This is a genomic window from Nitrospirota bacterium (genome assembly GCA_016207885.1).
Taxonomy (GTDB): domain Bacteria; phylum Nitrospirota; class Thermodesulfovibrionia; order UBA6902; family UBA6902; genus JACQZG01.
On sequence record JACQZE010000019.1, the window covers coordinates 25,480 to 50,960 of the forward strand.

The following is a 25,481-nucleotide window of genomic DNA, read 5'->3' on the forward strand; positions in this document are numbered from 1 at the left end:
TTTTACTTAAAATCAGTAAAATTACCATTCTTAACAGTCATAACCCTCGACTGCTTAATAACGTCACCACCAGGCATAATCGAGGTACTACCTGTTGCTCCTTGATAATTTATTAAATTCAACAAAGCATTTCTTATATCATCTATTATCATGCCTTTTTCTTTTATAGTGCTGAAGATTATACTTGCAGCATCATATGCATGTGCAGCATATACACCAGCCTTACTTTTAAATTTTACCTCGTAGTTTTTGACAAACTTTTGAACCACGGGATCATTACTGTTTTCATCAAAAAAAGGCTGAACGAAGACAACGCCCTCAGCTGCATTGCCCGCAATTTTTAAAATTTCCGGCTCATGGAATGTTCCACAGCTCATAAACTGTACTTTGACATCAAGCTCTTTAGCCTGAATCAGTATTTTTGCAAATTCCTTTGCATAGCCAGCAAGATAAATACCATCTGGCGAGTTTTTCTTAATTTTTGTCAGTTGTGCCCTAAAGTCTGAGTCCCCTTCATTGTATGTTTCTACAATCACGACACTACCCCCAAGCTTGCTAATTGTTGAAGCAAAAACTTCTTTTAATCCAATTCCGTATTCATTGTTTCCATGAAGCACCGCAAGTTTCTTCAATTGTAATTTCTGCATGGCAATCTCTGCGGCAACAGCACCTTCAGCGATATCAGATGGCCATACTCGAAAAAAATATTGACTTGAATTAGATAGCTTGGGACTGGATGCAGACGGGGACATAAGGATAACTCTGTTTTTGTCGATAATTGGAATCATTGCCAATGTTGGTGAACTGAACGCATCACCAAAAACCACCTGAACTTTATCTTGGGTGATAAGTTTTTGTAGTGCTGATACCGCTGAGGTGGACTCACCCTTCGAATCCTCATAAATCACTCTGACTTGCTGCCCTTGTATTCCGCCTGTGCTATTTACTTCAGAAACTGCTAAGTCAATACCTTCTTTTTCCTTGATGCCATATACAGCCCCATCCCCTGTTAGCGGTAATATCGCCCCTATTTTTATTTCTGTATCCTCTTTCTTAGTACACCCGAAAGAAAAGACCATAATGAAAGCCATGAAGATTGAGATTATTACTGGAAATACTAAGGACTTATAATGAATTCTTTTCATGACACATTCCTCCAAAAATAAGATTTATCGGATACCATAATAATATTCTTCATCATTATAATTCGGCTCTCTTTGTTCTTTTACGCGAGGATAGGTAAGTGAACTTGTTTCTATTTTGGCATACTCACCATCTTTAGTCCTTTTCAGAAAAGTAATCAGAGCATTTTCTTCTTTTTCTATCTTCATTATCTTATGCCACTTTCTGTGTGACCAACGGCAGTATATAAATATCGTATTTATCTTCAAGCCTGATACATTCTTTATGACATTCAGATTCGACTTCCTCAATCGAAAGCCGGGGAGGGACTTCAACTTCTATTGTAAAGTCCTCATCTTCAACAGGCGGAATTGGTTTTGTTTTTATGCCGGGATATTTCTGATAGAGAGCCTCTATTAATTCAGCAACTGCGTCAGCAAGCAATGTTTTATCACTCATTACCGCTTTCATTTTAATAGGCCCCTTTTAGATAAAATGGTTTTTATAGTATCGTCAACTAACTCTATCATATTTTTCATATGCTTCGGGTTAAACCAGAAACCATGAACAAAAGGTTTGATGATAGCAAGATGTTTCCATACCTTCCCCTCATCCGGCTCGCCAATCGCAGCCCACATCGCCTGATAGGATGCATAATATAACCGTGAGATTGCACTATTATGTCTTTTGTTTTCATAAAGAAATTTTGCATCTTCAAGATAAATTTGAGCGTATTTGAGCCTTAATTCAATCATATTCTCGTTCTTTTTAACTCAAGCTCGTTACCGCTCATTCTTTTCTTGATATATTCGTTTAATAAGCTCATGTGGTAAATTTCTTACAATTTCCTCTAAAAACTATTGGATATTATTAGCAGAATTATATAGGTTTTCAACATAGTTATTCAACAATAAAATTGTAATGCCAGCCCGCCGAAATAATCCCCCTATTTAAATGGTATCTCAGCATTGACCGTCATGCCGGGTTTAAGCATCTTTTCGGTATCATCAACCTTGATCTTTATGTGGAATGTCTTTATGTCCTGCTGCCCGCTCTTAACATCTCTTTGAGTGGCGAACTCAGCATACCTTCCTATCTCAGAAACCTTTCCCTTAATCGTCCTGCCGGGCATTGCATCGCTGCTGATGACCGCATCATCTCCAACGGCAACCGTTCCTAACTTGGTCTCTTCAACATCTATCCTCACCCAGATATCATTCATATCAACAAGCGAGATAATTGAAGCGCCCGGAGAAACAAACTCTCCGGGTTCAATAGATTTGTAAACAACCGTTCCTGATATCGGCGACTCAATGACGATGTCCAGCAATTGTGCCTTTCTGACCGACAACATCGCCTCTGCTTCATTCCGCGCGGCTACTGCGGAAGCCAGCCCGCTGAGTGTTGCCTTATAATTTGCCGAGGCTGTGCTGCTGTTTCTTTCTACAATGTCAAAGTCAGACTGGGATATCAGCCCTTCTTTCAAAAGTTCTTTCTTACGTTTTAACTGCGCGGATGCCTCCTCCATGCCTGCCCTAGCCGCCTCTCTCTTTGCCTTGGCAGTCTCTATGTCAGCCGCAGCTCTCTGCACAGAGGCTTCGGCCTGTTTAATAAGCGCGTCAAGGTCATTATTCTCAAGACGCGCGACAACTGAACCTTTGTCAACAGAATCTCCCTCATTGCAGCATAGGAAAGATAACTTCCCTGCGACCTTTGAGGTAATATTGACCTCAAGCGCCTGGACGATGCCGGCTTTGCTGATAGATGTCACCGGCTTGTTATTCGCTTTGCGAAAGTAAACAACAGCAGTTGTCACTATTACAATAAGAACTAATATGGCCAATCGTTTCTTCATCTCTTCACCTTTCTTTTAAAAAGTCAGCTTTCTCCGCTTATTGTCATTCCGGCTTGTCCGGAATCTATTTTTTACAATATTTCATGCTGGCTTGTCCAGCATCTTGAAACGAGTTTTACCGACTTTTTTCAAGACGATTCCGGACAAGCCGGAATGACACTACACTTGACATGGCACAATATCAATTACAGTCACTTCCGGCTGGGATAAGAAACGCACCGGAGGCCCTGCTGTTCCAGCGCCTCTGCTGGTATATAGCGCTGAACCTTTGGCAAGCTTATAATATCCTGCGTAATAAGGATAGAAAGTTCTTATCGCAAAGTGAACAGGGAATATCTGCCCTTTATGAGTATGTCCTGAAAGCTGAAGGTCGAAAAGCCCGAGCGAATCTCTATTAATGTCAGGCCTGTGCTTCAGCAGGAGCGTAAACAATCCTGTTTTGAACCCTGAAAGCATATCGCTCTCTTTCAACTCATTTTTTCCCTTTCCTGATCTCATTGCCTCGATCGCCGGGTCATCAACGCCGGCAATGTTGATAATATCCTTCACTGTCACTCCTTCTCCGCGAAGAAGCCTGAAACCGGAATCAGCAATAAACTTTTTGGCATGATCCAGGCCTGAGTATGATTCATGATTACCTAATACCGCATATTTACCAAGCGGCGGCATTATGGCATTAAGCTCACCGGAGAGGAAATCAATATGATCCATCTCAGCGTTAAGCATATCGCCGGTTGAAACAATAAGGTCAGGTTTTTCCATCTCAATTATATTCATCACTTTATCCAGCATCTCTTTCCCGAGAATAATTCCCAGGTGGAGGTCTGATATCTGGAGTATTCTGACTCTATGCAGGCCGGCAGGAAGTTTTGAATTGTTCACGGTAAGCCTTTCAGTGCGGATCTTTTTTGCGTCAAAAAAACCATATGCCGTGCAAATTATGGAAACAGAAAGAGATGTAAATAAAATCTGCGCAGGTGAGAGAATAATGCCTGCGTAAGGTTTACTAAAAAACGGCGCTGTAAATTTTACTAACAGATTATAACAATCCAAAGAAAGAGCAGACGAGAAGAACAGGATAAGCAGCGCGACCCACATGTGAATGGCCAATGTGATTGTTCTTGAGCGGTTTCCTTTGCCTCTGGCAAAAAAATGTATCAATAAGGGAGATGCCGCTAAGAACAGGAGAACTAGCGCCAGGAAAAAAGTTCCCGCCGCACCAAATTGAAAGGCATCAGTGATCTTGTAAAACAGGTGTACATGAGCCGTAATAAATACTGCGCAAAATATTAATAAGATCATGAAGTCGTTTTAAACATCTTGCGTGTCTTGGACTGTAATCTGTCCATGTAATAATAAACCACCGGCGTTATGTAGAGGGTCAGCAGCTGCGATACAAGCAGGCCGCCGACAACCGCAAGGCCGAGAGAACGGCGCGAATCAGCGCCAGCGCCGAATCCGACAGCTATCGGCAAGGTTCCCATGAGCGCGGCCATAGTTGTCATCATGATCGGCCGGAAACGCACAATGGCACCCTCATAGATCGCCTCAAGCGGCGTCTTGCTGCCCTGACGCTCGGCCTCAAGCGCAAAGTCTATCATCATGATGGCGTTCTTCTTCACGATACCGACGAGCATGATGATACCGACAAAGGAGTAAAGGTTCAGATCCTTGCCGAATATAAGAAGTGTTATAAGCGCTCCGAAACCCGCAGCAGGCAATCCTGAAAGTATGGTCAAAGGATGTATATAACTCTCGTACAGTATTCCGAGAACGATATATATCACTACAATAGCAAGGAGCAGGAGCATGGCAAGCCCGACCGTTGATGCCTTATAGACCTGTGCCGTGCCCTGAAATCCTGTTGTGATAGAGGACGGCAATGCCTTTGCCTCCTTCTCAACAGCGGCAACGGCATCGCCAAGCGGAGTGCCGGGTTTGAGGTTAAAAGATATAGTCACAGCTGTGATCTGCCCGAGATGATTAACTGACAGCGGCCCGAGCCCTTTCTTTATTATGGCAAGTGAAGAGAGAGGAACTAAACTGCCTGTGTTTGAGCGGACATAGAGCATACCGAGCGCTGACGGGTCCAGCTGATACTGCGGCTCCAGTTCCATGATCACCTGGTACTGATTTGTAGAAGAGTATATGGTCGAGACCTGGCGCGCGCCGTAGGCGGAATAGAGAGTGTCTTCTATCTGCTGTGCTGTTATGCCGAGCGTTGCAGCACGGTCGCGGTCTATCTCAAGGTTCACCTGCGGGTTCTTGATCTGAAGGTCGCTGTTCACATCCTGGATCATGGGCAGTGCGCGAAGCTTTTTCTCAAAGTCAGCGGCGTTAGCGTAGAGATCCTTTATATCCGGGCTCTGAAGCACGAACTGATACTGCGCTTTCGAAAGGGTCGCCTCAAGGCGTATAGGCGGCGGGTTCTGCATGAACATCATAACGCCCGGAACACCCATCACCTTCGGCCTGAGATTCATTATTATCTGATCCGCGTTCATCTTGCGTTCTTCCCTCGGCTTCAGCTTCATGAACATCAGGCCTCCGTTCGAAGCCACCCTCGGGCCTGCTGCGCCTACAACCGACATAAATGCTTCAACATTTGGATCCTGAAGCACAATATCTGCAAGCTTCTGCTGATGTCGCTTCATCTCATCAAATGAAATGCCCTGAGCAGCTTCTGTGAAGGCGAATATCCCGCCAATGTCATCCGATGGGAGCAGGCCTGTAGGCATTATGGTAAAGAGCCAGACCGTTACAGCAGTCAATGCAAGTGTCACCACAATGGTTGTGCGGCGGAAATGGAGAACCCCTTTGAGCGTCCTCTCATATAGGCTGCGCATACCGTCAAAGAACCTCTCCATAAAATTATAGAGCCTTCCGTGCCGCTCTTCTCCCAACGGCCTGAGAAAACGGCTGCAGAGCATTGGTGTGAGCGTCAGAGAAACAAATCCCGAGATGAGTATCGCCACCGTAATGGTCACGGCAAATTCGTGCAGCATTCTGCCTAACATTCCTGCCATAAAAAGAATGGGGATAAACACTGCGACAAGCGAGAGTGTCATGGAAAGAATTGTAAATCCAATCTCTTTTGAGCCGCGTAATGCTGCATCCATGGGCTTCTCGCCATGCTCCATGTGCCGGACGATATTTTCAAGCATAACTATCGCGTCATCAACTACAAAGCCGACAGAAAGTGTAAGCGCCATCAGAGTTATATTGTTTACAGAGAACCCGAGGCCGTACATCGCGGCAAACGTACCAATGATGGATAGCGGAAGCGCAAGGCTTGGGATCACCGTAGCTGACACATTGCGCAGAAATAAGAAAATAACAAGTACAACAAGTGCGATGGTAAGCAGCAGTGTGAATTTAACATCCGAGACTGACGAACGGATCGACTCTGAGCGGTCGAAAAGTATATTCAGTTCCACGGCAGCCGGAAGCTGGCTTCGGAAATTCGGGATCTGCTGCTTGACGCTGTCCACAACTTCTATAGTATTGGTTCCGGGCTGACGCTGGATCGCCAGAACAACAGCCCTGACAGACTTGCCTTTTGTGTTATACCATGCTGCGATCTTGTCATTCTCAATACTGTCAGTTACCGCGGCTATGTCCTGCAGGCGCACTGGCGAGCCGTCTCTGTAAGCAACAATGATCGTCTTGAATGACTCAGCATTATAGAGCTGCCCGCTTGCCTGGATAGTAAAGGCCTGCTTATCTCCCTGCAGCCCGCCTGTCGGCAGGTTCACGTTCCAGCGTGACAATGAAGAGGCTACCTCGTCGAGTCCGATCTTACGGTTCGCCAAGGCCTTTGGATCGACCTGAACACGCACCGCGTACTTCTGTGAACCATAGATCGCCACTTGAGCAACGCCCTTAATCATGGAGATGCGCGGCGAAATGATTGTGTCGGCATACTCATTCACGTCAGAGAGAGGAAGTGTCGGCGAACTGAGAGCCAGATAAATTACAGGCTGGTCAGCCGGGTTGACCTTCTGATATGACGGAGGGCTCGGCATGTCCCTCGGCAGCTGACGTGCAGCCTTGGATATAGAGGCCTGAACATCCTGCGCAGCTGCATCAATGTTACGCTCCAGCGCGAACTTTAGTGTAATGACAGAAATCCCCTGTCCATTGGTGGATGTCATGGCGTCCAGGCCGGAGATCGTTGAGAACTCGCGCTCCAACGGAGTAGCGACAGCGCTTGCCATCGTCTCAGGGCTCGCGCCCGGCAGGCTTGCGCGCACCTGTATGGTCGGAAAATCAATGTTCGGAAGATCATTAACCGGAAGTATCCGGTAAGCAAAGACCCCGAAGATCATTACCGCAATCATGACCAGGCTCGTCATGATAGGGCGTTTTATAAATAGTTCAGAGATATTCATAGTTATTTATTTTTATAATATTGCATCAGATTTTACTCTGTCATTCCGACTTGTTCGGAATCTCTCTTTTAAGATATAAAACGATTCCCGACAAGCGGGAATGACAAAACAATTTCTTACTATTTCTGCAACTCATTCTTTATCACAACCTTTGCGCCGGGCATAAGCATCATCTGTCCGTCTGTAACCACCTGCTCTCCGGGCGCCAGGCCATTCTCGATTACAGTCATATCTTTGTAAATTATGCCTGCGCTGACCGGGCGAAGCTCTGCTGTATCTTCCTTGATGACAAAGACGAACTGTCCCTGCTGCCCTGTCTGCACAGCCTGAGAAGGCACGACCACCGCGTTCTGAATAGTTGATAGAGCGATTGTGACATTAACGAACTGTCCGGGCCATAAAGCCAGTTCCCTGTTCTCAAAAGAGGCCTTAAGCTTGATGGTCCCGGTTGAAGCGTCCACCGTATTATCCACAAATGTAAGAAGGCCATTTTCAGATGTCGTATCCTCTTTGGATAACAATGCCTCGACATTTAATCTCCCAGAGGCCATATATCTTCTTATCTCTGAGAGGTCATGCTCCGGAACTGAGAAATTAACATAAACAGGCTGGATCTGATTTATGATAACCATCGGATTGCTGTCATTTGCCTTGATGAGATTACCCTTGTTCACAAGAAGGCTGCCGGTACGGCCTGCAACAGGCGCATAGATGTAACAATATCCAAGCTGAAGTTTTGCATTATCAACGGCTGCTTTGTCCGCCACGACAGTTGCCGCAGCAGCGTCAGCATTTGTCAGTATCTTTTCAAGGTCATTTCTGCTTACAAGGTTTTCATTAGAGAGAGCCTTATACCGCATCACATCATCTTCAGCTTTTTTTGCAACAGCCATGTCCCGCCTGAGATTGGCCTCTGCTATCTCATATGCTGCCTGATAAGGCCCGGGGTCAATGGTAAAAAGCAGCTCGCCTTTTTTGACATCCTTCCCCTCGTGAAAACCAACGCTCAAAAGCTCGCCTCCCACACGCGCGGTTATCCTGACCGAGGAATATGCTTCTACTGTCCCGATAGCTTTTAACTGCACAGGCACATCTTCATTTGCCACAGGCGCGACCGTTACAGGGACAACCATGGATTTAAGAGCTTGTTTCGGCTTTTCCTTTGAACATGCCGCAAGAAAAAATGCAGAGCAGACAGCAAATAATGCACAGCATATAATTGTCAGGAACCTATTCTTCATTTATAAATTCTCCTTTCGCCTCTTCTATTTCCCGGCCACGGCCTTTAACAGTGTCCCGGTTGCGCGCTGCAATATTAAAAGAGCGAGATGTTGATCATACTGTGCATTTGCAAGCTGCCTTTCAGAAGTAACAAGCAGTGTGTTCGCATCCATGACATTTATGCTGTCGGCAAGGCCGAACTCAAACTGTTTTGTAACAGAGTTGTAATTGTCTCTGGCATATTCCACTTCCGCACGCAGTTTTTCAAGGACTCCTGAAACGGTTGCAAGGTTAAGATATGCATTCTCAACCTCGACATTAACAGAATCCTGCAAATCCTGAAGCCTGTAATCAGCCTGTCTGAGCCTTGCCTCTGCCTGGCTGACTTCGGCCTTTCTCAATCCTCCGTCAAATAACGGATAATTGATGCTCAGAACTCCGTAAATGTTTTCACTGTTTGAAGAGCTTACAGAAGGATCATCCTCTTTCCTTGAATACACTCCTTCAACGGAAAGGCTCGGCCAGTATAATCCTTTTGTATATTTGATCTGCTTATCAGCGATCTCTTTCTGAAGGCCGGCACTTTTCAACTCCGCCCTTTCCGATAATGCTGTCTGCTTGAGACTATCGAGTGTCATTGTTGAGATTGCAGACGGCTGATCTTCTTTCAGGCCGAAATCATTGCTGATCCCGACGGTTCTTGCAAGGATCACCTTTGCAAATTTCAGCGCGTTATCTGCCCTGATCAGATCCGACTGCGCGCCTGAGAGCTCTGCCTCAGCCCTCAAAAGAACTGTCTTTGTGCTCTCGCCGACCTTAAGCCGTACTTTAGCCGCATCCCTGTGTTTCGTCAATCGCTCTACATTTGCATTTATTATCTCAAGCGCCTTCTTTGCCTTGAGCACGTCATAATACGAAGCGGCAACTTGCAGTAAATAATTCCCCCTGACAGTATCGAGATCAAATCTGCTTTTGACTATACTTTCTTTTGCTATGTCAAGGGCTGTCACTTCCCTGCCGCTCATTGAGATAGACTGTCCCAGCTTCAATCCCCACGCCGTGCTGTTATCAGGCAGTGAGCTGCCGCTATTGCTGTATTCAGTGCTGCTTCCGAATGCTGAGAGCGCAGGTGTCAGTACTGCCGCAGCCCTGTCTTTGTCGCGTTCCGACAGATAAAGCCCTTCCTCAGCGATCTTGATGCTCTTGCTTTTTTCAAGCGCGATGGAATAAAGTTCGCTGAGGCTGTACTCCTGCGCCGGCAATGTCACGGGAACTGCGGCCGTCAATAAAACCAGAAACAAAAGAGTTCGTTTTATCATATCGTATCCTTCCTTATCCCCTTAGTTATCAGATCATAAAGCGAATCGCCCATCTTTTTTTCATCTCCCGCCTCAAACCTGAGCCTCAATAAAATGCCGCCTCTTATACATGCGAATATCATCAGGGCGGTATCATCAACATCAAGAGGCCTGAAGTCCTTGCTCTTTATCCCTGCCTTAAGAATTTCCATAATTATGCCGTGCTGGGTCTTTAAAAAGTTCTTCCTGAACGGCTTTAAAAACGGCATGTCATGTTCCTTGATTAAAAGAGAGATGAGCTGCTTCTTCTTAAAAGCGACTTCAAGGTTTGTATCAATATATATTTTTAACGCCTTGAGCGGCGGCTCAGCATGAAGGCTTTTTGTAAACTCGCTGAAATCCTTTGTCTGGTCCTTTATCAGCTCAAGACAGACTTCCTCTTTGCTTTTGAATCTAAGGTAAAGCGCGCCGACACTAAGCCCGACCTCCTCTGCTATATCGGTCATCTTTGTGCCTGAATATCCTTTAGAAGAAAAAAGCTTCAGAGCAGTCTTCAGTACCCTTGCTTTAGAGACATTATTAGATGAACGCTGATTCATATGAACGATGGTTCAGTTTATAACAGTTGCGAAGGGGATGTCAAACAGGGTCAGAATTTATATGTATATTAAATCACCATAATCAGCTCACCATAACCGGATAACAAAGCATCATGGGTGATCAATATCATAGGCTCGCACTTTGCCTGAGAAATCAGGATACGGTCAAACGGATCTGAATGGATCGGCAAAAGCTTTTCCACATAAGCAGCATGTTCAGCAGTGACAGGAAGCAGACGATATCCCGCCTCTTGAAAATACCCAAGCGCATCCTCACCGGAAATAGGCATATTCCCACGGCCAAGGCTGTGCTTGATAGATATCTCCCAGATCGAGGCAGCGCTCACAATGATCTCATTATTAGCGGACATGATCAGGCTGAGGGCTGATTGTGGCAGTTTAGGATCATCAGTTATTGCCCAGAGAGCTACATGGGTATCAAGCAGAAGCTTCACTCATGCACCCCGGTAAAGAGCTTATGAATGGCATCGTTATCAGCATCGATCGATTCCGGCACATTAAATTTTCCCTTTGCAACCCCTATCCGCTTATCCACAGGAAGGGGGTTTAAAGATACAAGGCGGGCAACCGGCTTGCCGTTTCGGGCAATTACAACCTCATTCTCGCGGCCACTTTCGATTGATTCAAGCAGCTTGGAAAGGTTTGTTTTGGCTTCAAATATGTTTACAGATTGCATAAGACACCTCCGTTTTTCTGTCATTCCAGCGTAGGTCGGATCGACCCTCAGAGAAGACCCGATTCGGGCGGGAATCCAGTCTGTTTAGAACCAAAATAGCTTAGCTAAAGTTAGTTTAGCAGATAAAAAAGAGTATTGCAAATTCACTCTTTTGTCAACATAACCGTGAAAAAGCCATAACAAATCGGCATGTTTCACGGTTATGAACTATAATTGCCCCAAAGCTCTCCTTTGAACACCTGATGCAGCCGGACTGATTTCTGGTTGATTACATCGCAAATTGTAAAAACCGTATACGCCAAAAACAGAAAGATGGTTTATTGACCGTTTTTGTTAATATGGTATAACGTTACAGCTAACCCATATTAAGGACTATATTTGGCGCGTAGCGGAAAGCTGGAAGCACACAAGGATGGCCGCAACTGACTTTCATCTAAAGATGCGTTAAAAAAATATTTGGATAGCCGGGAGAGGAAATGAAAATGAAGGTTTGTAAAATCTCTGTTGGGATTCCCCTCTTAAGGAAAGACTTAGGCAGATGCAGGGTCTACATAAACGACCTGCAGAAAAATATCGTTCAGATGATCAAAGTCCCGATCCGTTGTCAGCAATGTTGCGTTGAGAACTGATGCTGTCGCAGCTATCCAGATGTCGTTGTTGCTCATACTTCGTGCCGATGAAGGTAGTCTATGCTCCGGGTGTTTCCCGTGATTGTATGCATCTATTTCGGCATATTTCTGAATTATTGATTGATGGCGAATAGGTGTGGCAGGAATGGATTGCAGAAGTTCACTCAGTATCTGCCGTTTCGGCTCTCCCCATTTTCTCCTTAAAGCAAGTGAGTATATCTCTCCGACACTGGCGATCGAGACTGTGGCAATGTTAGGATTTTTAGCCGGGGCATAATGTCTATCGACATAAGTGGCATAAGCTGCGCCTCTGATGTATCCGATAAGGATATTAGTATCCAGTACATACGTCGGCATTCTTAGTTCTTAAGTTCCTGCAATATTTCCTCAATCGATTCATCGCCAGGCCATTGTCCCCAAACTTTATGTAGCCAGTCTTTTCCCCCAGGCCTTTGCAGGACATCGCCAAAAAGCTCAGCATTAGTGTAAGCCTGTGGCATCTCTTCGAAAATCTCTTCACCACGTTCTTTGTGCTTGATAATATGTGCTTCCAGAAGCTGAATCTTACCTGAAGGTTTAAAGTGGACTATCCCCTTAATGGTTACTTCTTTGCCCCAGTACTCGCGGAGATTTTCCGCTGTAAGATGTTTGTCATCAATCCGACCCTGTATGGTCTGGTCAGACAAGAGAAGGAGAAAACGCCGCCTGCTGTGCTGAATGGCATCAAGCTGGCCGGAGATGATAACAGCTTGGGGTTCAGGGGTTTTGACCTTGAGACGTTCTACCTTTTCAAGAGCAGACGATGTCAACGTAATCCGGTCAGACGGTCTGCTCTTAGCGACTATCTCGACTGAACTGACACCCGTCTTCATAAACCGTCTGAACGAGAGCAGGCTATTCAAAACACCGGCATCATAATAATCGCTTTCAAGGTTTTCTTTTGTCGTGTCATTCAATGATTTGGCAAAGAGCGTGATAGCAGTGTCTTCGGATGCAGGAGGAGTGATCCAGAAGTCCTGCTGCCGCAGTTCATCATCGATTACCTCGCCTAATTGGGGAGCATCCATGCTGAGAATAGTTGAGCCTTTTTTAATTCCTGAGATCGTAAAATCAACAGCACGCTCAAGCCACGCAGGCGTGCGGCCCGTCTTAACGCTGCTGCCTTCAACTGCAAGGCGCAAGCCCTTCTCAGCGCAGTCAGTAAGACTGCCCATAAACTCAAGAAGCGCCTTGGCTGAAATCGTGCCATCAGGCGTCGCAAGACCTTTTAGTCTTATTTCATATTTAACCGTTTTCATACCCTCATAATGGAAAGAAAATTATGCTTAACTATGCCATAAGAAGGCATAATAATCAATCGGTGAAGATACACAAAAACTGAGAACCTTTATTCGCCCCATACACGGGCGAGCGTCGCCTGGATCTTCTTTTCGAAGCGGGTAATCAGTTCACGATTGGCCCCTTGCAGGTCTTCATCCTTAGACTTCGCGGTTACCATGCCCAAAGTCTTTCGGGCAAGAATCAACTTTGGATTGTTATCCCTAAGTGAACGGAGGACATTGACAAAGGTGGTCTTGCCATAAGCGTTTGGGGCAAATACAAATGTGTTCTTGTGCCAATCAAGATCGTTTGCACTGGATGAGAAGTCATAGAACTTTCCGATGCTCTTCAGTCGCTTGGCTTTCGTAATCATGATTCACCCCAAACTAAGGCCAAGGTAGCTTGAATCTTCTTCTCAAAGCGGGCAATTAGCTCGCGGTTAGCGAACACGCACCTTTCAGAAAAAAAGCGCCTGCCTGCCGCTTCTAACAGCTTGTTGATCTTGATACGGGCTATGGCTTCTTTATTTTTCCATGATGTCTCAAAATCATACCTGATGTTCTGGTTAATTGACAAGAAATATTTTGTCTTCATAATGTGAAATATGTGGGAAATATTAGCCTCGTTTAGCTATTTGACAAGATATGTCGAATTTCCTTATAGTATGGCAAGGAAATAGATAACAGTAGGGAGAAGATATGCCGGTTTCAATAATTACATCCAAGGGACAAACACCTGCCTCGCTTGATATTAAAGACCTCAAAGGCGCGCTTTACTCGCCAAATAGAAAACCTGTTTCTATTGAAGAAATGAAGCTCGCTGTCAGAAAACATATCTCGGCAGAAATGATCAGAGATGATGAAAGGAGACATCCGAAAAAAACATAAAACGCTTTATTCCCCGAACAACGCATCTACAAACTCCTGAGGGTTAAAGTCCTGAAGGTCCTCGACAGCCTCGCCCACGCCGATCAGTTTGACTGGTATTCCGAGCTCTTTATTTATTGCGATTATGATGCCGCCCTTGGCTGTCCCGTCAAGCTTAGTAAGGGCTATGCCTGTCACGCCTACGGTCTCGTTGAACATCCTTGCCTGATTTATCGCATTCTGCCCTGATGTCGAGTCAACTACAAGAAGCACTTCATGAGGGGCTGACGGATGCTCTTTGGCTATGACACGTTTGATCTTCTTCAGCTCTTCCATGAGGTTTGATTTTGTATGAAGCCTGCCGGCGGTATCAATTATCACAACATCGATACCTTTTGACTTGGCAGAGGCTATAGCGTCAAAGGCTACGGCTGCCGGGTCTGCCCCGCTGCGGTGCTTTATGATATTTGCGCCGGCCCTGCCAGCCCAGATCTCAAGCTGTTCGATAGCGGCAGCCCTGAATGTATCGCCTGCGGCAAGGGTCACTGAAAAACCATGATCAGTAAAACGCCTCGCAAGCTTTCCGATGGTGGTCGTCTTGCCTACGCCATTGACCCCGACGGTCAGTATCACATACGGTTTTTCTCCTGAACACATTAACGCCGGGCCCCGTTTCAGTATCTTCTTCACTTCCTCTTTAAAGGCTGCAACAAGGTCCTTCTCATTCTTTATGCCATCCTGCCGGGCACGTTCCCTCAAGGCCCCTGTTATTGCACCGGCAGCCATAGGCCCTATATCAGCCATGATCAGCAGGTCTTCAAATTCATCAAGAAGGGCGTCATCAACTTTTCTCCCCTTGGCAAGTTTTTCAGTATCTTCAATAAGAAACTTCTTGGTCTTTAATAATCCATTTTTAAGCTTTTCAAAAAACCCCACAATATTCTCCTGACTTAATTAATTGTTACGCTAAGATGGTAAAAAACTACCGTGGAATTTTAACAGGTTTGAATAAGAAATTGATATATCAGGAAGAGAAAAAAAGAAAGGCAGGATCTCTCCTGCCTTCCCATAACTGATTTATTAGCGAGCCGCGCTCTATATGCCGAACGGATTCGCAAAGAGAACGATAAGTACGACAACAAGCGCGTAGATACAGAGAGACTCGATCATGGCAAGACCGATGATAAGGGTTGTTGTTACCTTACCTGAAGCTCCCGGGTTCCTTGCAACACCTTCAGCAGCTTTGCTAAGGCCGATACCCTGGCCGATGCCTGTACCAAAAGCAGCAAGGCCGATAGCCAGTCCGCAACCGAGAACCGCCATTCCGAAATAAGCGAATTCTGCGTCTGTCTTGGCAGCGCCTTCAGCAAAAGCAGCAGGAGCCAGCAGGCATGTTACAGCAAGAGCAAGTAAAAATACAGCAAATGTCTTCTTCATTTTTTTCCTCCTTTCCTTTAAACTTTGGATTATTATTTATCTTTAATGCGCTTCCTCAACCGCACCAGCCAGATACAGAACAGTAAGCAGCACAAAAACATAAGCCTGAATCACAGATACGAGAACTCCAAGCCCCAATATTGCCGAAGGTATGAACGCCGGAGCCAGAAAGACCAATATCATGATTATCTTGTGTTTTGCGATCATGTTCCCGAAGAGCCTGACCGCCAATGTCAACGGCCTGGCAAGATGCCCTATCACCTCTATAAAGAACATCAGCACCATCAGAGGCAATGCGACTATCGACCTCATCGGGCCTACAAAATGTTTGATATAGCCCAGCTTGTGTATCTTGATCCCGTAAAAATGCGTAGCCAGAAATACGGGTATGGCAAGAGATGCCGTCATATTAAGGTCGCTGGTCGGAGCCTCAAAGCCCGGAATAAGCCCGAGAAAATTACAGGTAAGTATATAAAGGAAGAGTGTTGCTATAAGCGGAAAAAAGTAACGGCCCATATGGCCGATGGAGGCCTCCGCCAGGTCAAGCAGAAATTCGACCAAGGTTTCGGCAAAGTTCTGTACGCCTGTTGGTACGATTTTGAGCGATTGCCTCACAGCAACCGCAAAGATAAGAAGAATTATTGTAGCAATCCAGGCATATGATACTGAGCCCGGAATTCCGCTGATATGAAAAAATAAAGGGAGTTCTTTCATCCAATTCCTCCAAAAATTGCATTAATAATAATCCAGCATATTACTGCATGTCAAGCTATGAATTTAATAATTTAAAAAACTTATAGCATGAGCAATTTCAGCTATATAAATGAAGAAGGCCCGGTTAAAAAACCGAGCCTTCTTTTATAAATTTAATCCGGCGACTACCTACTTTCCCAGGGCCTCGCAGCCCAAGTATCATCGGCCATGGAGGACTTAACTGCCGTGTTCGGAATGGGAACGGGTGTTGCCCCTCCGGCATTGCCACCGGAAATTTTTCATACTTGGTGATGAACTATAACATTAAATAAAATAAAAAATCAATGGTGGAGGTGAACGGGATCGAACCGATGACCTCCTGCTTGCAAAGCAGGCGCTCTCCCAGCTGAGCTACACCCCCGTATTGATTCAATGGAGCACTATTCTAAATCAGAAAGATAAAATTATCAACTTCAAGAATAATGGTGGGCCTAGATAGACTCGAACTATCGACCTCACGCTTATCAGGCGTGCGCTCTAACCACCTGAGCTATAGGCCCAAATCAACCTAACTAAAATACATCAATAAAGGTTGATTGTCAATTTGCCAAAAAATCACGAATTACATATTATTTAATTATATTTTATGGAAAATATATCATTGATAGCCGCCATCATAAGCGCACTGACAGCATTGACAACGTCTCTGCGCGGGCTGGGAAGGACACGTGAGGAAGCTGCACCTGATATTGAAGTACTCAAGTCCGACGCCCGTTTATCAGATATCAAATCTGAGCACCACAGCTCGTCAAATAGAAATTTCTTTATTTATCGCTTAAGCACATTCATCTGGTTTATGCTCTCAATTTTGTTTGCCATACCTACATTTATAAGATACCGCGAAGAAAGCTATCGCCTTGGAATCATGATATGGACGTCATCATTTATTGCATTGGCAGCGGTTCTTCTGTTCATATGGAGAAAGATAAAAATATAGTTTATCGGAGTTGTATAAATGAATATGCTTGAAGGCATCTATTCCAGACGAAGCATAAGGCAGTACACTGATCGGCCTGTAGAAAAAGAGTATCTGCTTGAAATCATCAAAGCAGGAACATGGGCGCCTTCAGGCCTTAACAATCAGCCCTGGCGTTTCGTTATCATCACTGATAAAGATACCCGCTTCAAACTGGCGCTGCTCACTAAATACAAAAAGGTAATAGAGAATGCACCGGCATGTATAGCTGTCTTCATAGATAAAGATGCCATTTATAACGATGTCAAAGACCATCAGGCTATTGGAGCATGCATTCAGAATATGCTTCTTGCGGCTCATGCACTCGGGCTCGGCGCTGTCTGGCTCGGGGAGATATTGAATCGCGCTGATGAAGTAAGAACTCTGTTTGAACTTCCAGAGGCAATGGAACTTATGGCGGTTGTTGCAGTGGGACATCCTGCCTCAGGCGCGAAAGCAAAATCGAGCAGAAAAGATATCTCAGAAGTGCTTCTGAAGAAGATTTATTATTTTTAAATAATCATCAACCTAATCATCAACCTAATCATCAACCGATTATACGAGGATATAATGGAGGGTTCTGCCTTGTCCTACAGGCTTTATGACTTTAAGGTCAACAAGCTTTACCAATTCCTTATGCACAGCCTGAGATGAAATGCCGAAAAGAACTTGCAGATTATTATTTGTAACCTTGCCGTTTAAATTAATATGCTCGATAATTTTCATTTGTCGCATGGTTAACGCGATCTGGGATTTATCCGCCTTCTTTCCCTTAATGCCCATCTTGGTTATGGCATCTTTCACCTCTGTAACTGACAATGCCACACCCGCAGTAAAATATTCCAGCCATTGAGTTATATCATAATTGCTGTTTTGTGCTGTCTTCAATGCCGCATAATACGCCTTTCGGTCTCTGTCATAAAAATCATCAAGGGCAAATATGCGCCTGTGATCAAAGCCGCTCAGATAAAGAATCATCGTGGCAAAAAGTCTTGCTGTCCTGCCGTTGCCGTCAATAAATGGATGAATGCGGGCTATCTCATAATGAACTATTCCGGCAAGGATAACGGGATTAATTTCCCATGTTTTCTCTGTATTAAGCCAAGCGATAAAATCCCTTGCAAGGCCGGGGACTTTTTTTGTCGGAGGCGGCATGTATTCAACCACCTCATGAATGCCAGTGCCGTCAATAACCCTGCGTCCGACAAAAACCTGCCTGTTGCGGAATACTCCTGAGTCCTTATTATTTTGCAATGTCTTTTTTGTGATAAGTCTGTGCATGGCAAGAAGATCTGCTGTCTTAATATTGCCCTTTTTTGCAAGATGAGGAATTTTATCGAGCGCTTCAAGATAATTAAGAACTTCCTGTTTGTCTTTATTTGTTGCGATAACGTCCTTACCTTCAGCTAAGGCCTCGACTTGCTCAAGAGTCAGTTTGTTGCCTTCAATGGCAGTTGATGAATGGGTATTTTGCATGAGAGCCTTATGCCTCAACTTCGCCTCCCATTTCGGCACAAAGTGTGACTGCTCGATAATCTCACGGGCTGAGACAATCACGGCAATATTGTTCAGTATTTTATTGGTTATTGTATATTTCGGTTTAAATGCCATTTAATGCTACCTTTTAAAACTCATTAAATATTCATGCCATTATATCAAAGCCTGTTTGCATCTCGCCTTACTTTGTAAATATATCTAATCGAAAAGATATTTCAGAAGTACTGCTGAAGGATATTTAACTAAATATTTTCATCAAAGCATTTTCAGCCTCTGATAATACGCCTGTCGAAATCCATAGCGACGTTTCAGAGAGCGCATGAAGGGCAGCTTTTGATTCTTTGTAATTCAAATGTCCAAGCGCCGCACACCATAACACAACGCCCAATGAACCATGCACTTCCAAGCCAAAAGATTTTCCTAAAATCCTTGCTTCCGCATCGTCGGTAACAAACCAGTCAGCTTTAAATCTTTTTGCAAGAACAATTGCCTCTGCCTCTCCATAATCCAAAAAGTCAGATAGGAATAAAAGTTCTGCTTCTTTTAATTCTTTCGGCGTTAAAGTTTTGACTGTTACCCATTTGGGCCTGAGTTTATCCCATCGGCTGAGTAGATCCTTCATCTCCTTATCTACTATCTCAGGGATATATACATCTCCGGTTTTTTGCAGCAGGTCTAACAATTTTGCCTCAGCCAAATGAAGCAACGGGCCGGTATCACATACAACAAGCATTATTTTTTACCCTTTTTTATTTTCAATGCCCATTCAATGTCTTCCATCATAAAACGTTCTGACAGCTTAAGTTTGTTATGACGGATAAATTCCAGAAGCGCCGTCTTAACTACTTCGGTCTCATCGGAAAACCAGCCGCTCTTCACATAGTTCTCAATCTCAATCCCCAGTTTATCCGGAAGCGAAACATTAATTGTTTTCATCTTTAACCACCTCCCTTAATAAATTCAACCTCATATCATTATATCAAAACCTGTGCTTAGGTCATCAGATTGTACTACCATGGCAGGGCGACGCTTAGCGGTTATAAGATCAGAATTCGGGAACAAGACCAATACAACTGTCCCCTTCTTATATTTTGTCATAAAGCTCCATCCCAGGCGCATTCCAGTCATCTTCAAATGTCCTTAATCTATCTCTCAAATCCTGTGCGTCTTCTTTTGTGATCCCATGTGATTTAAGGTCTATGACTTCGCCATTTTCAATGAACGTTACAAGTATGTCACATTCTTCAACCTGCGGTTTCTCGTAAAGTTCAAATTCCCCTTGCCTGTAATGCCCCTTAACGGTCTTTAACATTTTATTCCTCCTTCTTTAATTATGTTTCTTACCGTTTATTATTACAGTAGTCTTCATCGCTCCTCCTTATTTACTTTTTACGCTTCTTATCTTTCCGATCTTTAAGCCACAAAACTAAGCACAGTATCATTACAGGCCAGAAAATAAAAGCATCGAAGTTTTGATTCACCGTGTAGCCGTTGTCCATCATTACATATTTCGTGGACTCACATCCGGCCATTGCAACCTCTATGAATATGGCCAGCGATAAATACCGTACCACTCTTTTAATCTTCGCCATCTCACCCTCCCACTTTTAATATATTTGTTGTTTAAATAACCCTACTGGCTATAAAAGGTGAGGTTTTCTTCCCTCCAATCTTCCGAAAGGAATCTCCAGGGTTCATCATAGTGCCATCTCCCAGCTTAACCGAATCCTTTAAGCGCTCCGCCTTCTTGTGAAAGCAGAAGATGTAATTCATCTCTGTATCTCATATCATTATATCAAAGCATATCTGCATTTCGCCTTCATTATTATCATCTTGCACCAAGCGAGAATGGAACTAATATTATTGCTTCAATGCTTTTATTCTGTCCTTGGAATACTGAACTTTTTCGTCCATATTTTGGGGCGACAGTTCAATGAATTTCTTAAATGAAAGATATGCACCAGTTCTTCTATAGATTTCATCTTGAACAAACGCTTTAGAATACCAAATATTTGCATTGGCAGGGTCTATTTTAAGCGCAATGTTAAAACAAGTGATAGCTTTTTTTCTGTGGATTCCTCCACGAAAATATAAATGAATACCCTTATTATGCCACGCATCAACAAAATCAGGATTTAACTTTGTGGCCATGTCATAACAGTAACCAATATTTTCTAATGATTGTTTAACAAATATTTCTGCTAAAGCGGTATTAGCATGTATTTTCACGAGAACATCAATATCTATATTGCGTATTTTCTCAAGGATATAACCTTTAAGAAACCAGCCATTAGCATCTTGAGGCAGGATATCTTGAATCTTTCGAATACAACTACGTGCCTCTTCATATTCTCCTGACTTACAATAAACAAGCAGTTTTTGATTCCAATCATTAAAATCGTTGGGGTCAATTTCCAATGCTTTGTCATAACATGTTATAGCATCGGAATAACATCCCATATCAGAAAAGGTAGCTCCTTTGCTTATCCAAGCATAATGGCAATCTGAATGATTTTCTATGGCTTCCTCAAAAGTGCACAACGCTTCAGAGTATTTACCAGAATATCTCAAAGCAAGACCTTTATGTATAAGAGCATCGTAGCTATGAGGCATCTTATCATAATAAATAATTGCATCATCATAGCGCTTAAGATTGAAGAGACAATTGGCTTTCATATAAATGGCTTCACTATTCTCCGGATCAATCTCAAGGATTTTGTCATAAGTGCGGATAGCTTCTTCATAAAGCCTTTTGCGAAACAAAACAATACCTCGATCGATTAATCGTATAGATGGTAAAAAAACAGATTCGATTTTGTGGAGAAATTTTAAACTTTGAGACATATCAGATTCTAATAAACTTAATGCCTGATCAAGACCCAATGCCGTCATATAGAAAAACATTTCATTTATGATTTCTGCAGTTGAAGCACTTTTCTCACAGTCTTTTAAATTGGATATTGTTTCACCACGATACAGTTTTAAATAAGCGAAAGAGTAGTCAAAATATTTTATATCTCGATCAGGGTTCTTCAGCTTTTCTTGTAGATTGTTGATGCTCATCATTAACATCTGGCTGAGAGACTTGAGAGGCCTCTTTGTAGCAGCCTTTAATACCCTGCTTCTTCTGCCGTTATCAAAAAGTGCGTCAACAGCCTCCTGGAGCATACTCTTTTCATTACGTATGATAACTCTTGGAGCCTTAAGCTCCATAAGCCGCTTCAGCCTGTTATTTCTGTTAATGACCCTTCTGTAAAGGTCGTTAAGGTCAGAGGTGGCGAATCTGCCGTCTCCAAGCGGAACGAACGGTCGAAGGTCTGGCGGAAGCACAGGTATGACATCCATTATCATCCAGTCAGGTTTGTTGCCGGATTTTCTGAACGCCTCTACTATTCTTAGCTTATTGATAAGCTTTACTTTTGTGAGTTGAGAATCTGTTTTACGTATATCAGTTCTTAATTCTTTTGCAAGTGAATCAAGGTCTATGATCCTGAGCAGTTCTCTTACAGCCTCTGCTCCTATCCCTGCCTTGAACGTATCGCCTAATTCCTGTGTCTTTTTTCTAAACTCCTCATCTGTGAGAAGGTCTTGTTCCTTCAGCTTCGTATCGCCGGGGTCAACAACAATATAGCTCTTAAAATAAAGCACCTTCTCAAGCTGGGGATTGTCATGCCAAGGAGCGTCCCGATTATGCTTTTGCCCCTTAAATGCCAAATGTGGGATACAGGCGTAGCAAGTTCTACATGCCCCATCCTTTCGCGTCTTGCCTTTGCCTGAATGACCTCAACGCCGCACTTATCACAAACCACTCCCCTGTGTTTTATCCTCTTGTACTTGCCGCATATGCACTCCCAGTCCTTTACAGGGCCAAATATCTTTGCGCAGAAAAGTCCATCACTTTCAGGTATAAATGTACTCTCGTTAATAGTCTCCGGTTTCTTCACTTCTCCGTATGACCATGCCCGAATCTTTTCAGAAGAAGCAAGCTTTATCTTTATCACCTCAAACTCTGTCGGGTTCTTCGGCTTTTCAAAAATAGAATATATATCTTCCAATTTTCACCTATCTAAATCATGTTTACATTTAAAATAAGCACATTACTATCCCGGCCACAACTTCACTTCAACCACTCCCAGCAGATCGTTAAGTGTCTCAGGATGCAAGGCAGAAACAGCGACGGCATCATATCTCTCACAAACAGACTCAACCATCTCTTTGTCTTTGACCATGTCCTCTTTGTTAAAGACCATAAGCACCGGCTTTTCAGTTATCTCCAGATCGGACAGGATATTCTCTACAGATTTTATCTGCTGCTCAAACCTCGGATTTGATATATCAACTACATGAAGAAGAAGGTCGGCATCCTCAAGCTCTTCAAGCGTCGCCTTGAATGCGGTAAAGAGGTCTTTAGGCAAGTTGCGTATAAAGCCGACTGTGTCGGTTATTATCACATCCCGCTCCTTTGGAAATCTCAGGCGCCTGCTTGCGGTATCGAGCGTTGCGAACATCTTGTTCTCCACAAAGGTCTTGCTCTTTGTCAGATTGTTGAGCAGAGTCGATTTCCCCGCATTGGTATAACCGATGATAGAGATGATAGGAATCCCCTGTGCAACCCTGCGGGACTTCCTCTGCTGCCTGGCAAGACTTAAAGACTCCAGCTGTTTTTCAAGGAGAGTTATCCTCTCCCTCACCCGCCTTCTGTCAACCTCAAGCTTCATCTCTCCCGGCCCTCTTCCACCGATACCGCCCATAAGCTTCGACATGGCGGTTCCCTTGCCCGAAAGCCTTGGGAGCCTGTATTTGAGCTGTGCAAGCTCGACCTGCACTTTGCCGTCCCTGCTGTGCGCGCGCCTTGCAAAGATATCGAGTATCAGCTGCGAACGGTCTATGACCTTTAATTCGACGATCTCACTGATAGAATTTGTCTGTGAAGGGTTGAGGTCCTGATCAAAAACAAGGAGCGTGGCTCCTTTATTCAGGGCGTTAATCACAAGTTCCTTTATCTTGCCCTCGCCCATAAGATATCGCGGATTTATCTGCTTTGCCCTCTGAAGAACCGTATCAAGCACGTTTATGTTGCTTGAGATTGCAAGCTCCTTCAGCTCTTCCATTGAATCTTCCTGCTCATATCTCGAGCCTGTTGAAACACTGACAAGAATGGCCTTCTCCCTGCTGTCCTTAACATCAAAGCCTGACCTCCCCGACTGTAATTCCTCTTCTATAGACAAGACCATTTCATTGAGATCATCAAATGCAGAATCAATGCGCTGAAATGGGACAGGTTCGGAAATTGTATATGCTGCTGAATCTGAAGGAGTAAGGTTTGCGAGATAAACCTTGTCAGGCTCGCCGTCACCCTTCATTCCTATGGCGACAAGAGCGTCAAGGCGCAGAAGGGAAAGGTCTGTTATATCATCTTTGCTGATAGCCTCGTTGTTGAGGTGGGTATGTAGCAGCCTCAGTCCGCGCAGAACCTTCCTGCCGAGCGGATAGTCTGTGAGTTCAGGGATAACCAAGCCCTTTGCATCACCCACGATTACATAATCGATATTGCCCTTTCTGTCAGCGAGGATTCCTATCTGCCTGCCGGTGGATGCGGAGCACGCAGCCATGTACCTCGCAAGCTCGATATTGATGAGCATTCCTTTTGGGATGCGCCGCTTGTAGAGCCTCTCAATATCATTCAGGTCACTCTTTTTAAGCCCTGATGTGTAGCCGTAAACTGTGGAAATAGGTTACTCCTTTTTTGCTGTCATTCTCGCGAAAGCGGGAATCCAGTTCCTTTATATTGTCATTCTGGCGGCTCCGTCCAGCCTACTGCTGGCTTGTCCAGAATCGTCTTTCAGATAGTTAAATATTTTTAACAGTTAAGGTATCACTCAAAACATCCAGAAAAGATTGTTTATTATTGAGAGCAAAATAACAAATAGAAATAAAACCCATAAAAGGAGCACAGAAAAATACTGCCCTTAAAAAAGCTGCTAAACAACTGATTCTTTCTTTGCTGATAGGAACAACTCTTATATTCAATAGCTTTTCACCAAACGACTAAGCAGATGGTCTGAATATTTGTGAATAATGAAGAATGAAGAAAATAATATACATAGGAAACAGAAATGAAGCAATTACACCACCATTGCTATTACCAAGACCAAGCTTAATAGAATCCAGTACAAAAATGGTGAGAAAATTAATAACTAACATTACAAAGAAAAAGACTGTAAAAAAAAGATAGTCTAATAACAGAGCCCATAGCCTATCTAAAGCATTAGCAGCGTCTTTCCCTTTAGAAACATTTTGAAATTCAAAATTGTTTATTACCATTTACTTTCTTTATTGTTTATGAATTAATTGAATTTACTTTATTAAAAACCGATTCTGGACAAGCCGGAATGACAAAAAATTTCTGGATGCCAGCCTCCGCGGGAATGACATCTCAAGTAAACTGTAGAAATAGATTACTCCTTTTAGTTTTTTTACCAAACTAATAAATAAAATATTTTTGATACTTTTTGTAAAACAAGCTCAACAAAATAACAGCCGGAATTATATAAAACATAATGCCCATATAAGACGTAAATAATAGTGTAAATATTGTGTTAAATGTTATAAGATTCAACGTATGACATACCAAAATTATAAACGTCCATTTTTTCATTTTCCATAAACCAAAAACCAATAAAGAATCCAAAACAACAAATATGAAGTTCCCCTGCTTCAACGGACACAAAGTTTAGTTAGGCTGCTATATCCTCCAGTTCAAATGATACCGGAGATTTATATCCCAGAGCTGAATGCCTTCTAATTCGATTATAGAACATTTCAATATATTCGAATATAC

General features: G+C 43.7%; 29 protein-coding genes, 2 tRNA genes, 1 rRNA gene and 1 pseudogene. 3 read left to right on the top strand and 30 right to left on the bottom strand.

Translation table 11 applies throughout. The annotated features are described in order from the left end of the window. Positions 1 to 2 precede the first annotated feature (2 nt). The 16 genes from HY807_09525 to HY807_09600 all read right to left on the bottom strand — a co-directional run bounded on the left by HY807_09525 (position 3) and on the right by HY807_09600 (position 13,726). Entirely contained in the window at positions 3 to 1,145 is a 1,143-nt protein-coding gene (locus HY807_09525) for an ABC transporter substrate-binding protein (protein MBI4826641.1), read from the bottom strand. A gap of 24 nt (positions 1,146 to 1,169) precedes the next feature. Beyond that, positions 1,170 to 1,331 carry a hypothetical protein gene (locus HY807_09530; protein ID MBI4826642.1) on the bottom strand — a complete coding sequence of 54 codons (162 nt, stop codon included), beginning with the start codon at positions 1,329 to 1,331 and terminating at the stop codon, positions 1,170 to 1,172. Between the two features lie 4 nt (positions 1,332 to 1,335). Beyond that, positions 1,336 to 1,593: a hypothetical protein gene (locus HY807_09535; GenBank protein ID MBI4826643.1), complete on the bottom strand. Its 258-nt coding sequence runs from the start codon at positions 1,591 to 1,593 to the stop codon at positions 1,336 to 1,338. Further along, complete coding sequence (locus HY807_09540; GenBank protein MBI4826644.1) at positions 1,590 to 1,877, bottom strand: hypothetical protein; 288 nt, start codon at positions 1,875 to 1,877, stop codon at positions 1,590 to 1,592. Before HY807_09540 ends, HY807_09535 begins: the two co-directional genes overlap by 4 nt. 191 nt (positions 1,878 to 2,068) lie before the next feature. Further along, positions 2,069 to 2,977: an efflux RND transporter periplasmic adaptor subunit gene (locus HY807_09545; protein MBI4826645.1), complete on the bottom strand. Its 909-nt coding sequence runs from the start codon at positions 2,975 to 2,977 to the stop codon at positions 2,069 to 2,071. A 159-nt stretch (positions 2,978 to 3,136) separates the two neighbouring features. Continuing rightward, entirely contained in the window at positions 3,137 to 4,138 is a 1,002-nt protein-coding gene (locus HY807_09550; GenBank protein ID MBI4826646.1) for a metallophosphoesterase, read from the bottom strand. Between the two features lie 137 nt (positions 4,139 to 4,275). After that, positions 4,276 to 7,368, bottom strand: coding sequence for an efflux RND transporter permease subunit (locus HY807_09555; GenBank protein ID MBI4826647.1), 3,093 nt, complete (start codon positions 7,366 to 7,368; stop codon positions 4,276 to 4,278). A 119-nt stretch (positions 7,369 to 7,487) separates the two neighbouring features. Further along, positions 7,488 to 8,609 carry an efflux RND transporter periplasmic adaptor subunit gene (locus HY807_09560; protein MBI4826648.1) on the bottom strand — a complete coding sequence of 374 codons (1,122 nt, stop codon included), beginning with the start codon at positions 8,607 to 8,609 and terminating at the stop codon, positions 7,488 to 7,490. Between the two features lie 24 nt (positions 8,610 to 8,633). Further along, positions 8,634 to 9,908, bottom strand: coding sequence for a TolC family protein (locus HY807_09565; protein MBI4826649.1), 1,275 nt, complete (start codon positions 9,906 to 9,908; stop codon positions 8,634 to 8,636). Further along, the gene (locus tag HY807_09570; GenBank protein MBI4826650.1) at positions 9,905 to 10,486 is read right to left on the bottom strand and encodes a TetR/AcrR family transcriptional regulator; all 582 of its coding nucleotides are present in this window, start codon (positions 10,484 to 10,486) and stop codon (positions 9,905 to 9,907) included. The genes HY807_09565 and HY807_09570 overlap by 4 nt, the downstream gene beginning before the upstream one ends. Before the next feature lie 68 nt (positions 10,487 to 10,554). Further along, the gene (locus HY807_09575; protein MBI4826651.1) at positions 10,555 to 10,941 is read right to left on the bottom strand and encodes a type II toxin-antitoxin system VapC family toxin; all 387 of its coding nucleotides are present in this window, start codon (positions 10,939 to 10,941) and stop codon (positions 10,555 to 10,557) included. Next, positions 10,938 to 11,183, bottom strand: a complete 246-nt coding sequence (locus tag HY807_09580) for a type II toxin-antitoxin system prevent-host-death family antitoxin (GenBank protein MBI4826652.1) — start codon at positions 11,181 to 11,183, stop codon at positions 10,938 to 10,940. Before HY807_09580 ends, HY807_09575 begins: the two co-directional genes overlap by 4 nt. Positions 11,184 to 11,713: 530 nt before the next feature. Beyond that, a complete protein-coding gene (locus HY807_09585) occupies positions 11,714 to 12,169 on the bottom strand; it encodes a type II toxin-antitoxin system VapC family toxin (protein ID MBI4826653.1) in 456 nt (151 codons plus the stop codon). A gap of 2 nt (positions 12,170 to 12,171) precedes the next feature. Continuing rightward, positions 12,172 to 13,110, bottom strand: a complete 939-nt coding sequence (locus HY807_09590) for a hypothetical protein (protein ID MBI4826654.1) — start codon at positions 13,108 to 13,110, stop codon at positions 12,172 to 12,174. An 89-nt stretch (positions 13,111 to 13,199) separates the two neighbouring features. Then, positions 13,200 to 13,505 (bottom strand): hypothetical protein, encoded by a 306-nt coding sequence (locus HY807_09595; GenBank protein ID MBI4826655.1) that lies wholly within the window; start codon positions 13,503 to 13,505, stop codon positions 13,200 to 13,202. Further along, on the bottom strand, positions 13,502 to 13,726 hold the full coding sequence (locus HY807_09600) for a hypothetical protein (protein MBI4826656.1): 225 nt from the start codon (positions 13,724 to 13,726) through the stop codon (positions 13,502 to 13,504). Before HY807_09600 ends, HY807_09595 begins: the two co-directional genes overlap by 4 nt. A gap of 104 nt (positions 13,727 to 13,830) precedes the next feature. On the opposite strand from HY807_09600, the gene HY807_09605 reads away from it, so the two are divergent. Next, positions 13,831 to 14,019, top strand: a complete 189-nt coding sequence (locus HY807_09605; GenBank protein ID MBI4826657.1) for a hypothetical protein — start codon at positions 13,831 to 13,833, stop codon at positions 14,017 to 14,019. Between the two features lie 6 nt (positions 14,020 to 14,025). On the opposite strand, the gene ftsY is transcribed toward HY807_09605, so the two are convergent. From ftsY to HY807_09635, 6 genes are all read right to left on the bottom strand, one after another. After that, positions 14,026 to 14,934, bottom strand: coding sequence for a signal recognition particle-docking protein FtsY (gene ftsY, locus HY807_09610; protein MBI4826658.1), 909 nt, complete (start codon positions 14,932 to 14,934; stop codon positions 14,026 to 14,028). A gap of 159 nt (positions 14,935 to 15,093) precedes the next feature. Next, positions 15,094 to 15,435, bottom strand: a complete 342-nt coding sequence (atpE, locus tag HY807_09615; protein MBI4826659.1) for an ATP synthase F0 subunit C — start codon at positions 15,433 to 15,435, stop codon at positions 15,094 to 15,096. Positions 15,436 to 15,477: 42 nt separating this feature from the next. After that, on the bottom strand, positions 15,478 to 16,149 hold the full coding sequence (gene atpB / locus HY807_09620) for a F0F1 ATP synthase subunit A (protein MBI4826660.1): 672 nt from the start codon (positions 16,147 to 16,149) through the stop codon (positions 15,478 to 15,480). A gap of 155 nt (positions 16,150 to 16,304) precedes the next feature. Further along, positions 16,305 to 16,421, bottom strand: a 5S ribosomal RNA gene (gene rrf, locus HY807_09625). Between the two features lie 52 nt (positions 16,422 to 16,473). Beyond that, positions 16,474 to 16,549 (bottom strand) — tRNA-Ala (locus tag HY807_09630). Positions 16,550 to 16,611: 62 nt separating this feature from the next. Continuing rightward, a tRNA-Ile gene (locus tag HY807_09635) sits at positions 16,612 to 16,688 on the bottom strand. Between the two features lie 86 nt (positions 16,689 to 16,774). On the opposite strand from HY807_09635, the gene HY807_09640 reads away from it, so the two are divergent. Together HY807_09640 and HY807_09645 are read left to right on the top strand one after the other, a co-directional pair. Beyond that, positions 16,775 to 17,125, top strand: coding sequence for a hypothetical protein (locus tag HY807_09640; GenBank protein ID MBI4826661.1), 351 nt, complete (start codon positions 16,775 to 16,777; stop codon positions 17,123 to 17,125). Positions 17,126 to 17,143: 18 nt separating this feature from the next. Then, the gene (locus tag HY807_09645; protein MBI4826662.1) at positions 17,144 to 17,659 is read left to right on the top strand and encodes a nitroreductase; all 516 of its coding nucleotides are present in this window, start codon (positions 17,144 to 17,146) and stop codon (positions 17,657 to 17,659) included. Positions 17,660 to 17,698: 39 nt separating this feature from the next. Here the strand turns inward: HY807_09645 and HY807_09650 are convergent, their stop codons facing one another. The 8 genes and pseudogenes from HY807_09650 to HY807_09685 form a co-directional block, all read right to left on the bottom strand. Next, positions 17,699 to 18,754 carry a Fic family protein gene (locus tag HY807_09650; GenBank protein ID MBI4826663.1) on the bottom strand — a complete coding sequence of 352 codons (1,056 nt, stop codon included), beginning with the start codon at positions 18,752 to 18,754 and terminating at the stop codon, positions 17,699 to 17,701. A 124-nt stretch (positions 18,755 to 18,878) separates the two neighbouring features. Continuing rightward, complete coding sequence (locus HY807_09655) at positions 18,879 to 19,373, bottom strand: hypothetical protein (GenBank protein ID MBI4826664.1); 495 nt, start codon at positions 19,371 to 19,373, stop codon at positions 18,879 to 18,881. Next, positions 19,373 to 19,576, bottom strand: coding sequence for a hypothetical protein (locus HY807_09660; protein ID MBI4826665.1), 204 nt, complete (start codon positions 19,574 to 19,576; stop codon positions 19,373 to 19,375). The genes HY807_09655 and HY807_09660 overlap by 1 nt, the downstream gene beginning before the upstream one ends. A 148-nt stretch (positions 19,577 to 19,724) precedes the next feature. After that, the gene (locus HY807_09665) at positions 19,725 to 19,952 is read right to left on the bottom strand and encodes a hypothetical protein (protein MBI4826666.1); all 228 of its coding nucleotides are present in this window, start codon (positions 19,950 to 19,952) and stop codon (positions 19,725 to 19,727) included. A 70-nt stretch (positions 19,953 to 20,022) separates the two neighbouring features. Further along, positions 20,023 to 20,232, bottom strand: a complete 210-nt coding sequence (locus HY807_09670; GenBank protein ID MBI4826667.1) for a hypothetical protein — start codon at positions 20,230 to 20,232, stop codon at positions 20,023 to 20,025. A 1,474-nt stretch (positions 20,233 to 21,706) separates the two neighbouring features. Next, positions 21,707 to 22,695 (bottom strand): annotated as a pseudogene (locus tag HY807_09675) (DNA-directed RNA polymerase subunit beta'). A 45-nt stretch (positions 22,696 to 22,740) separates the two neighbouring features. Beyond that, a complete protein-coding gene (hflX, locus tag HY807_09680; protein MBI4826668.1) occupies positions 22,741 to 24,282 on the bottom strand; it encodes a GTPase HflX in 1,542 nt (513 codons plus the stop codon). A 1,095-nt stretch (positions 24,283 to 25,377) separates the two neighbouring features. Further along, positions 25,378 to 25,481 (bottom strand): IS3 family transposase (locus tag HY807_09685; GenBank protein ID MBI4826669.1); only part of this gene is annotated, 104 nt, incomplete at its 5' end.

Bases quoted from the DNA above. Each gene is read 5' to 3' on its own strand.
- HY807_09580 (MBI4826652.1), bottom strand. From the start codon at position 11,183: ATGCAATCTGTAAACATATTTGAAGCCAAAACAAACCTTTCCAAGCTG.
- HY807_09565 (MBI4826649.1), bottom strand. From the start codon at position 9,908: ATGATAAAACGAACTCTTTTGTTTCTGGTTTTATTGACGGCCGCAGTT.
- HY807_09530 (MBI4826642.1), bottom strand. From the start codon at position 1,331: ATGAAGATAGAAAAAGAAGAAAATGCTCTGATTACTTTTCTGAAAAGG.
- HY807_09645 (MBI4826662.1), top strand. From the start codon at position 17,144: ATGAATATGCTTGAAGGCATCTATTCCAGACGAAGCATAAGGCAGTAC.
- hflX (MBI4826668.1), bottom strand. From the start codon at position 24,282: ATGCTCATCAATATCGAGCTTGCGAGGTACATGGCTGCGTGCTCCGCA.
- HY807_09525 (MBI4826641.1), bottom strand. From the start codon at position 1,145: ATGAAAAGAATTCATTATAAGTCCTTAGTATTTCCAGTAATAATCTCA.
- HY807_09545 (MBI4826645.1), bottom strand. From the start codon at position 2,977: ATGAAGAAACGATTGGCCATATTAGTTCTTATTGTAATAGTGACAACT.
- HY807_09590 (MBI4826654.1), bottom strand. From the start codon at position 13,110: ATGAAAACGGTTAAATATGAAATAAGACTAAAAGGTCTTGCGACGCCT.
- HY807_09555 (MBI4826647.1), bottom strand. From the start codon at position 7,368: ATGAATATCTCTGAACTATTTATAAAACGCCCTATCATGACGAGCCTG.
- HY807_09560 (MBI4826648.1), bottom strand. From the start codon at position 8,609: ATGAAGAATAGGTTCCTGACAATTATATGCTGTGCATTATTTGCTGTC.
- HY807_09535 (MBI4826643.1), bottom strand. From the start codon at position 1,593: ATGAAAGCGGTAATGAGTGATAAAACATTGCTTGCTGACGCAGTTGCT.
- atpE (MBI4826659.1), bottom strand. From the start codon at position 15,435: ATGAAGAAGACATTTGCTGTATTTTTACTTGCTCTTGCTGTAACATGC.
- HY807_09650 (MBI4826663.1), bottom strand. From the start codon at position 18,754: ATGGCATTTAAACCGAAATATACAATAACCAATAAAATACTGAACAAT.
- HY807_09640 (MBI4826661.1), top strand. From the start codon at position 16,775: ATGGAAAATATATCATTGATAGCCGCCATCATAAGCGCACTGACAGCA.
- HY807_09600 (MBI4826656.1), bottom strand. From the start codon at position 13,726: ATGAAGACAAAATATTTCTTGTCAATTAACCAGAACATCAGGTATGAT.
- atpB (MBI4826660.1), bottom strand. From the start codon at position 16,149: ATGAAAGAACTCCCTTTATTTTTTCATATCAGCGGAATTCCGGGCTCA.
- HY807_09540 (MBI4826644.1), bottom strand. From the start codon at position 1,877: ATGATTGAATTAAGGCTCAAATACGCTCAAATTTATCTTGAAGATGCA.
- HY807_09585 (MBI4826653.1), bottom strand. From the start codon at position 12,169: ATGCCGACGTATGTACTGGATACTAATATCCTTATCGGATACATCAGA.
- HY807_09655 (MBI4826664.1), bottom strand. From the start codon at position 19,373: ATGCTTGTTGTATGTGATACCGGCCCGTTGCTTCATTTGGCTGAGGCA.
- HY807_09595 (MBI4826655.1), bottom strand. From the start codon at position 13,505: ATGATTACGAAAGCCAAGCGACTGAAGAGCATCGGAAAGTTCTATGAC.
- HY807_09660 (MBI4826665.1), bottom strand. From the start codon at position 19,576: ATGAAAACAATTAATGTTTCGCTTCCGGATAAACTGGGGATTGAGATT.
- HY807_09605 (MBI4826657.1), top strand. From the start codon at position 13,831: ATGCCGGTTTCAATAATTACATCCAAGGGACAAACACCTGCCTCGCTT.
- HY807_09570 (MBI4826650.1), bottom strand. From the start codon at position 10,486: ATGAATCAGCGTTCATCTAATAATGTCTCTAAAGCAAGGGTACTGAAG.
- HY807_09670 (MBI4826667.1), bottom strand. From the start codon at position 20,232: ATGGCGAAGATTAAAAGAGTGGTACGGTATTTATCGCTGGCCATATTC.
- HY807_09665 (MBI4826666.1), bottom strand. From the start codon at position 19,952: ATGTTAAAGACCGTTAAGGGGCATTACAGGCAAGGGGAATTTGAACTT.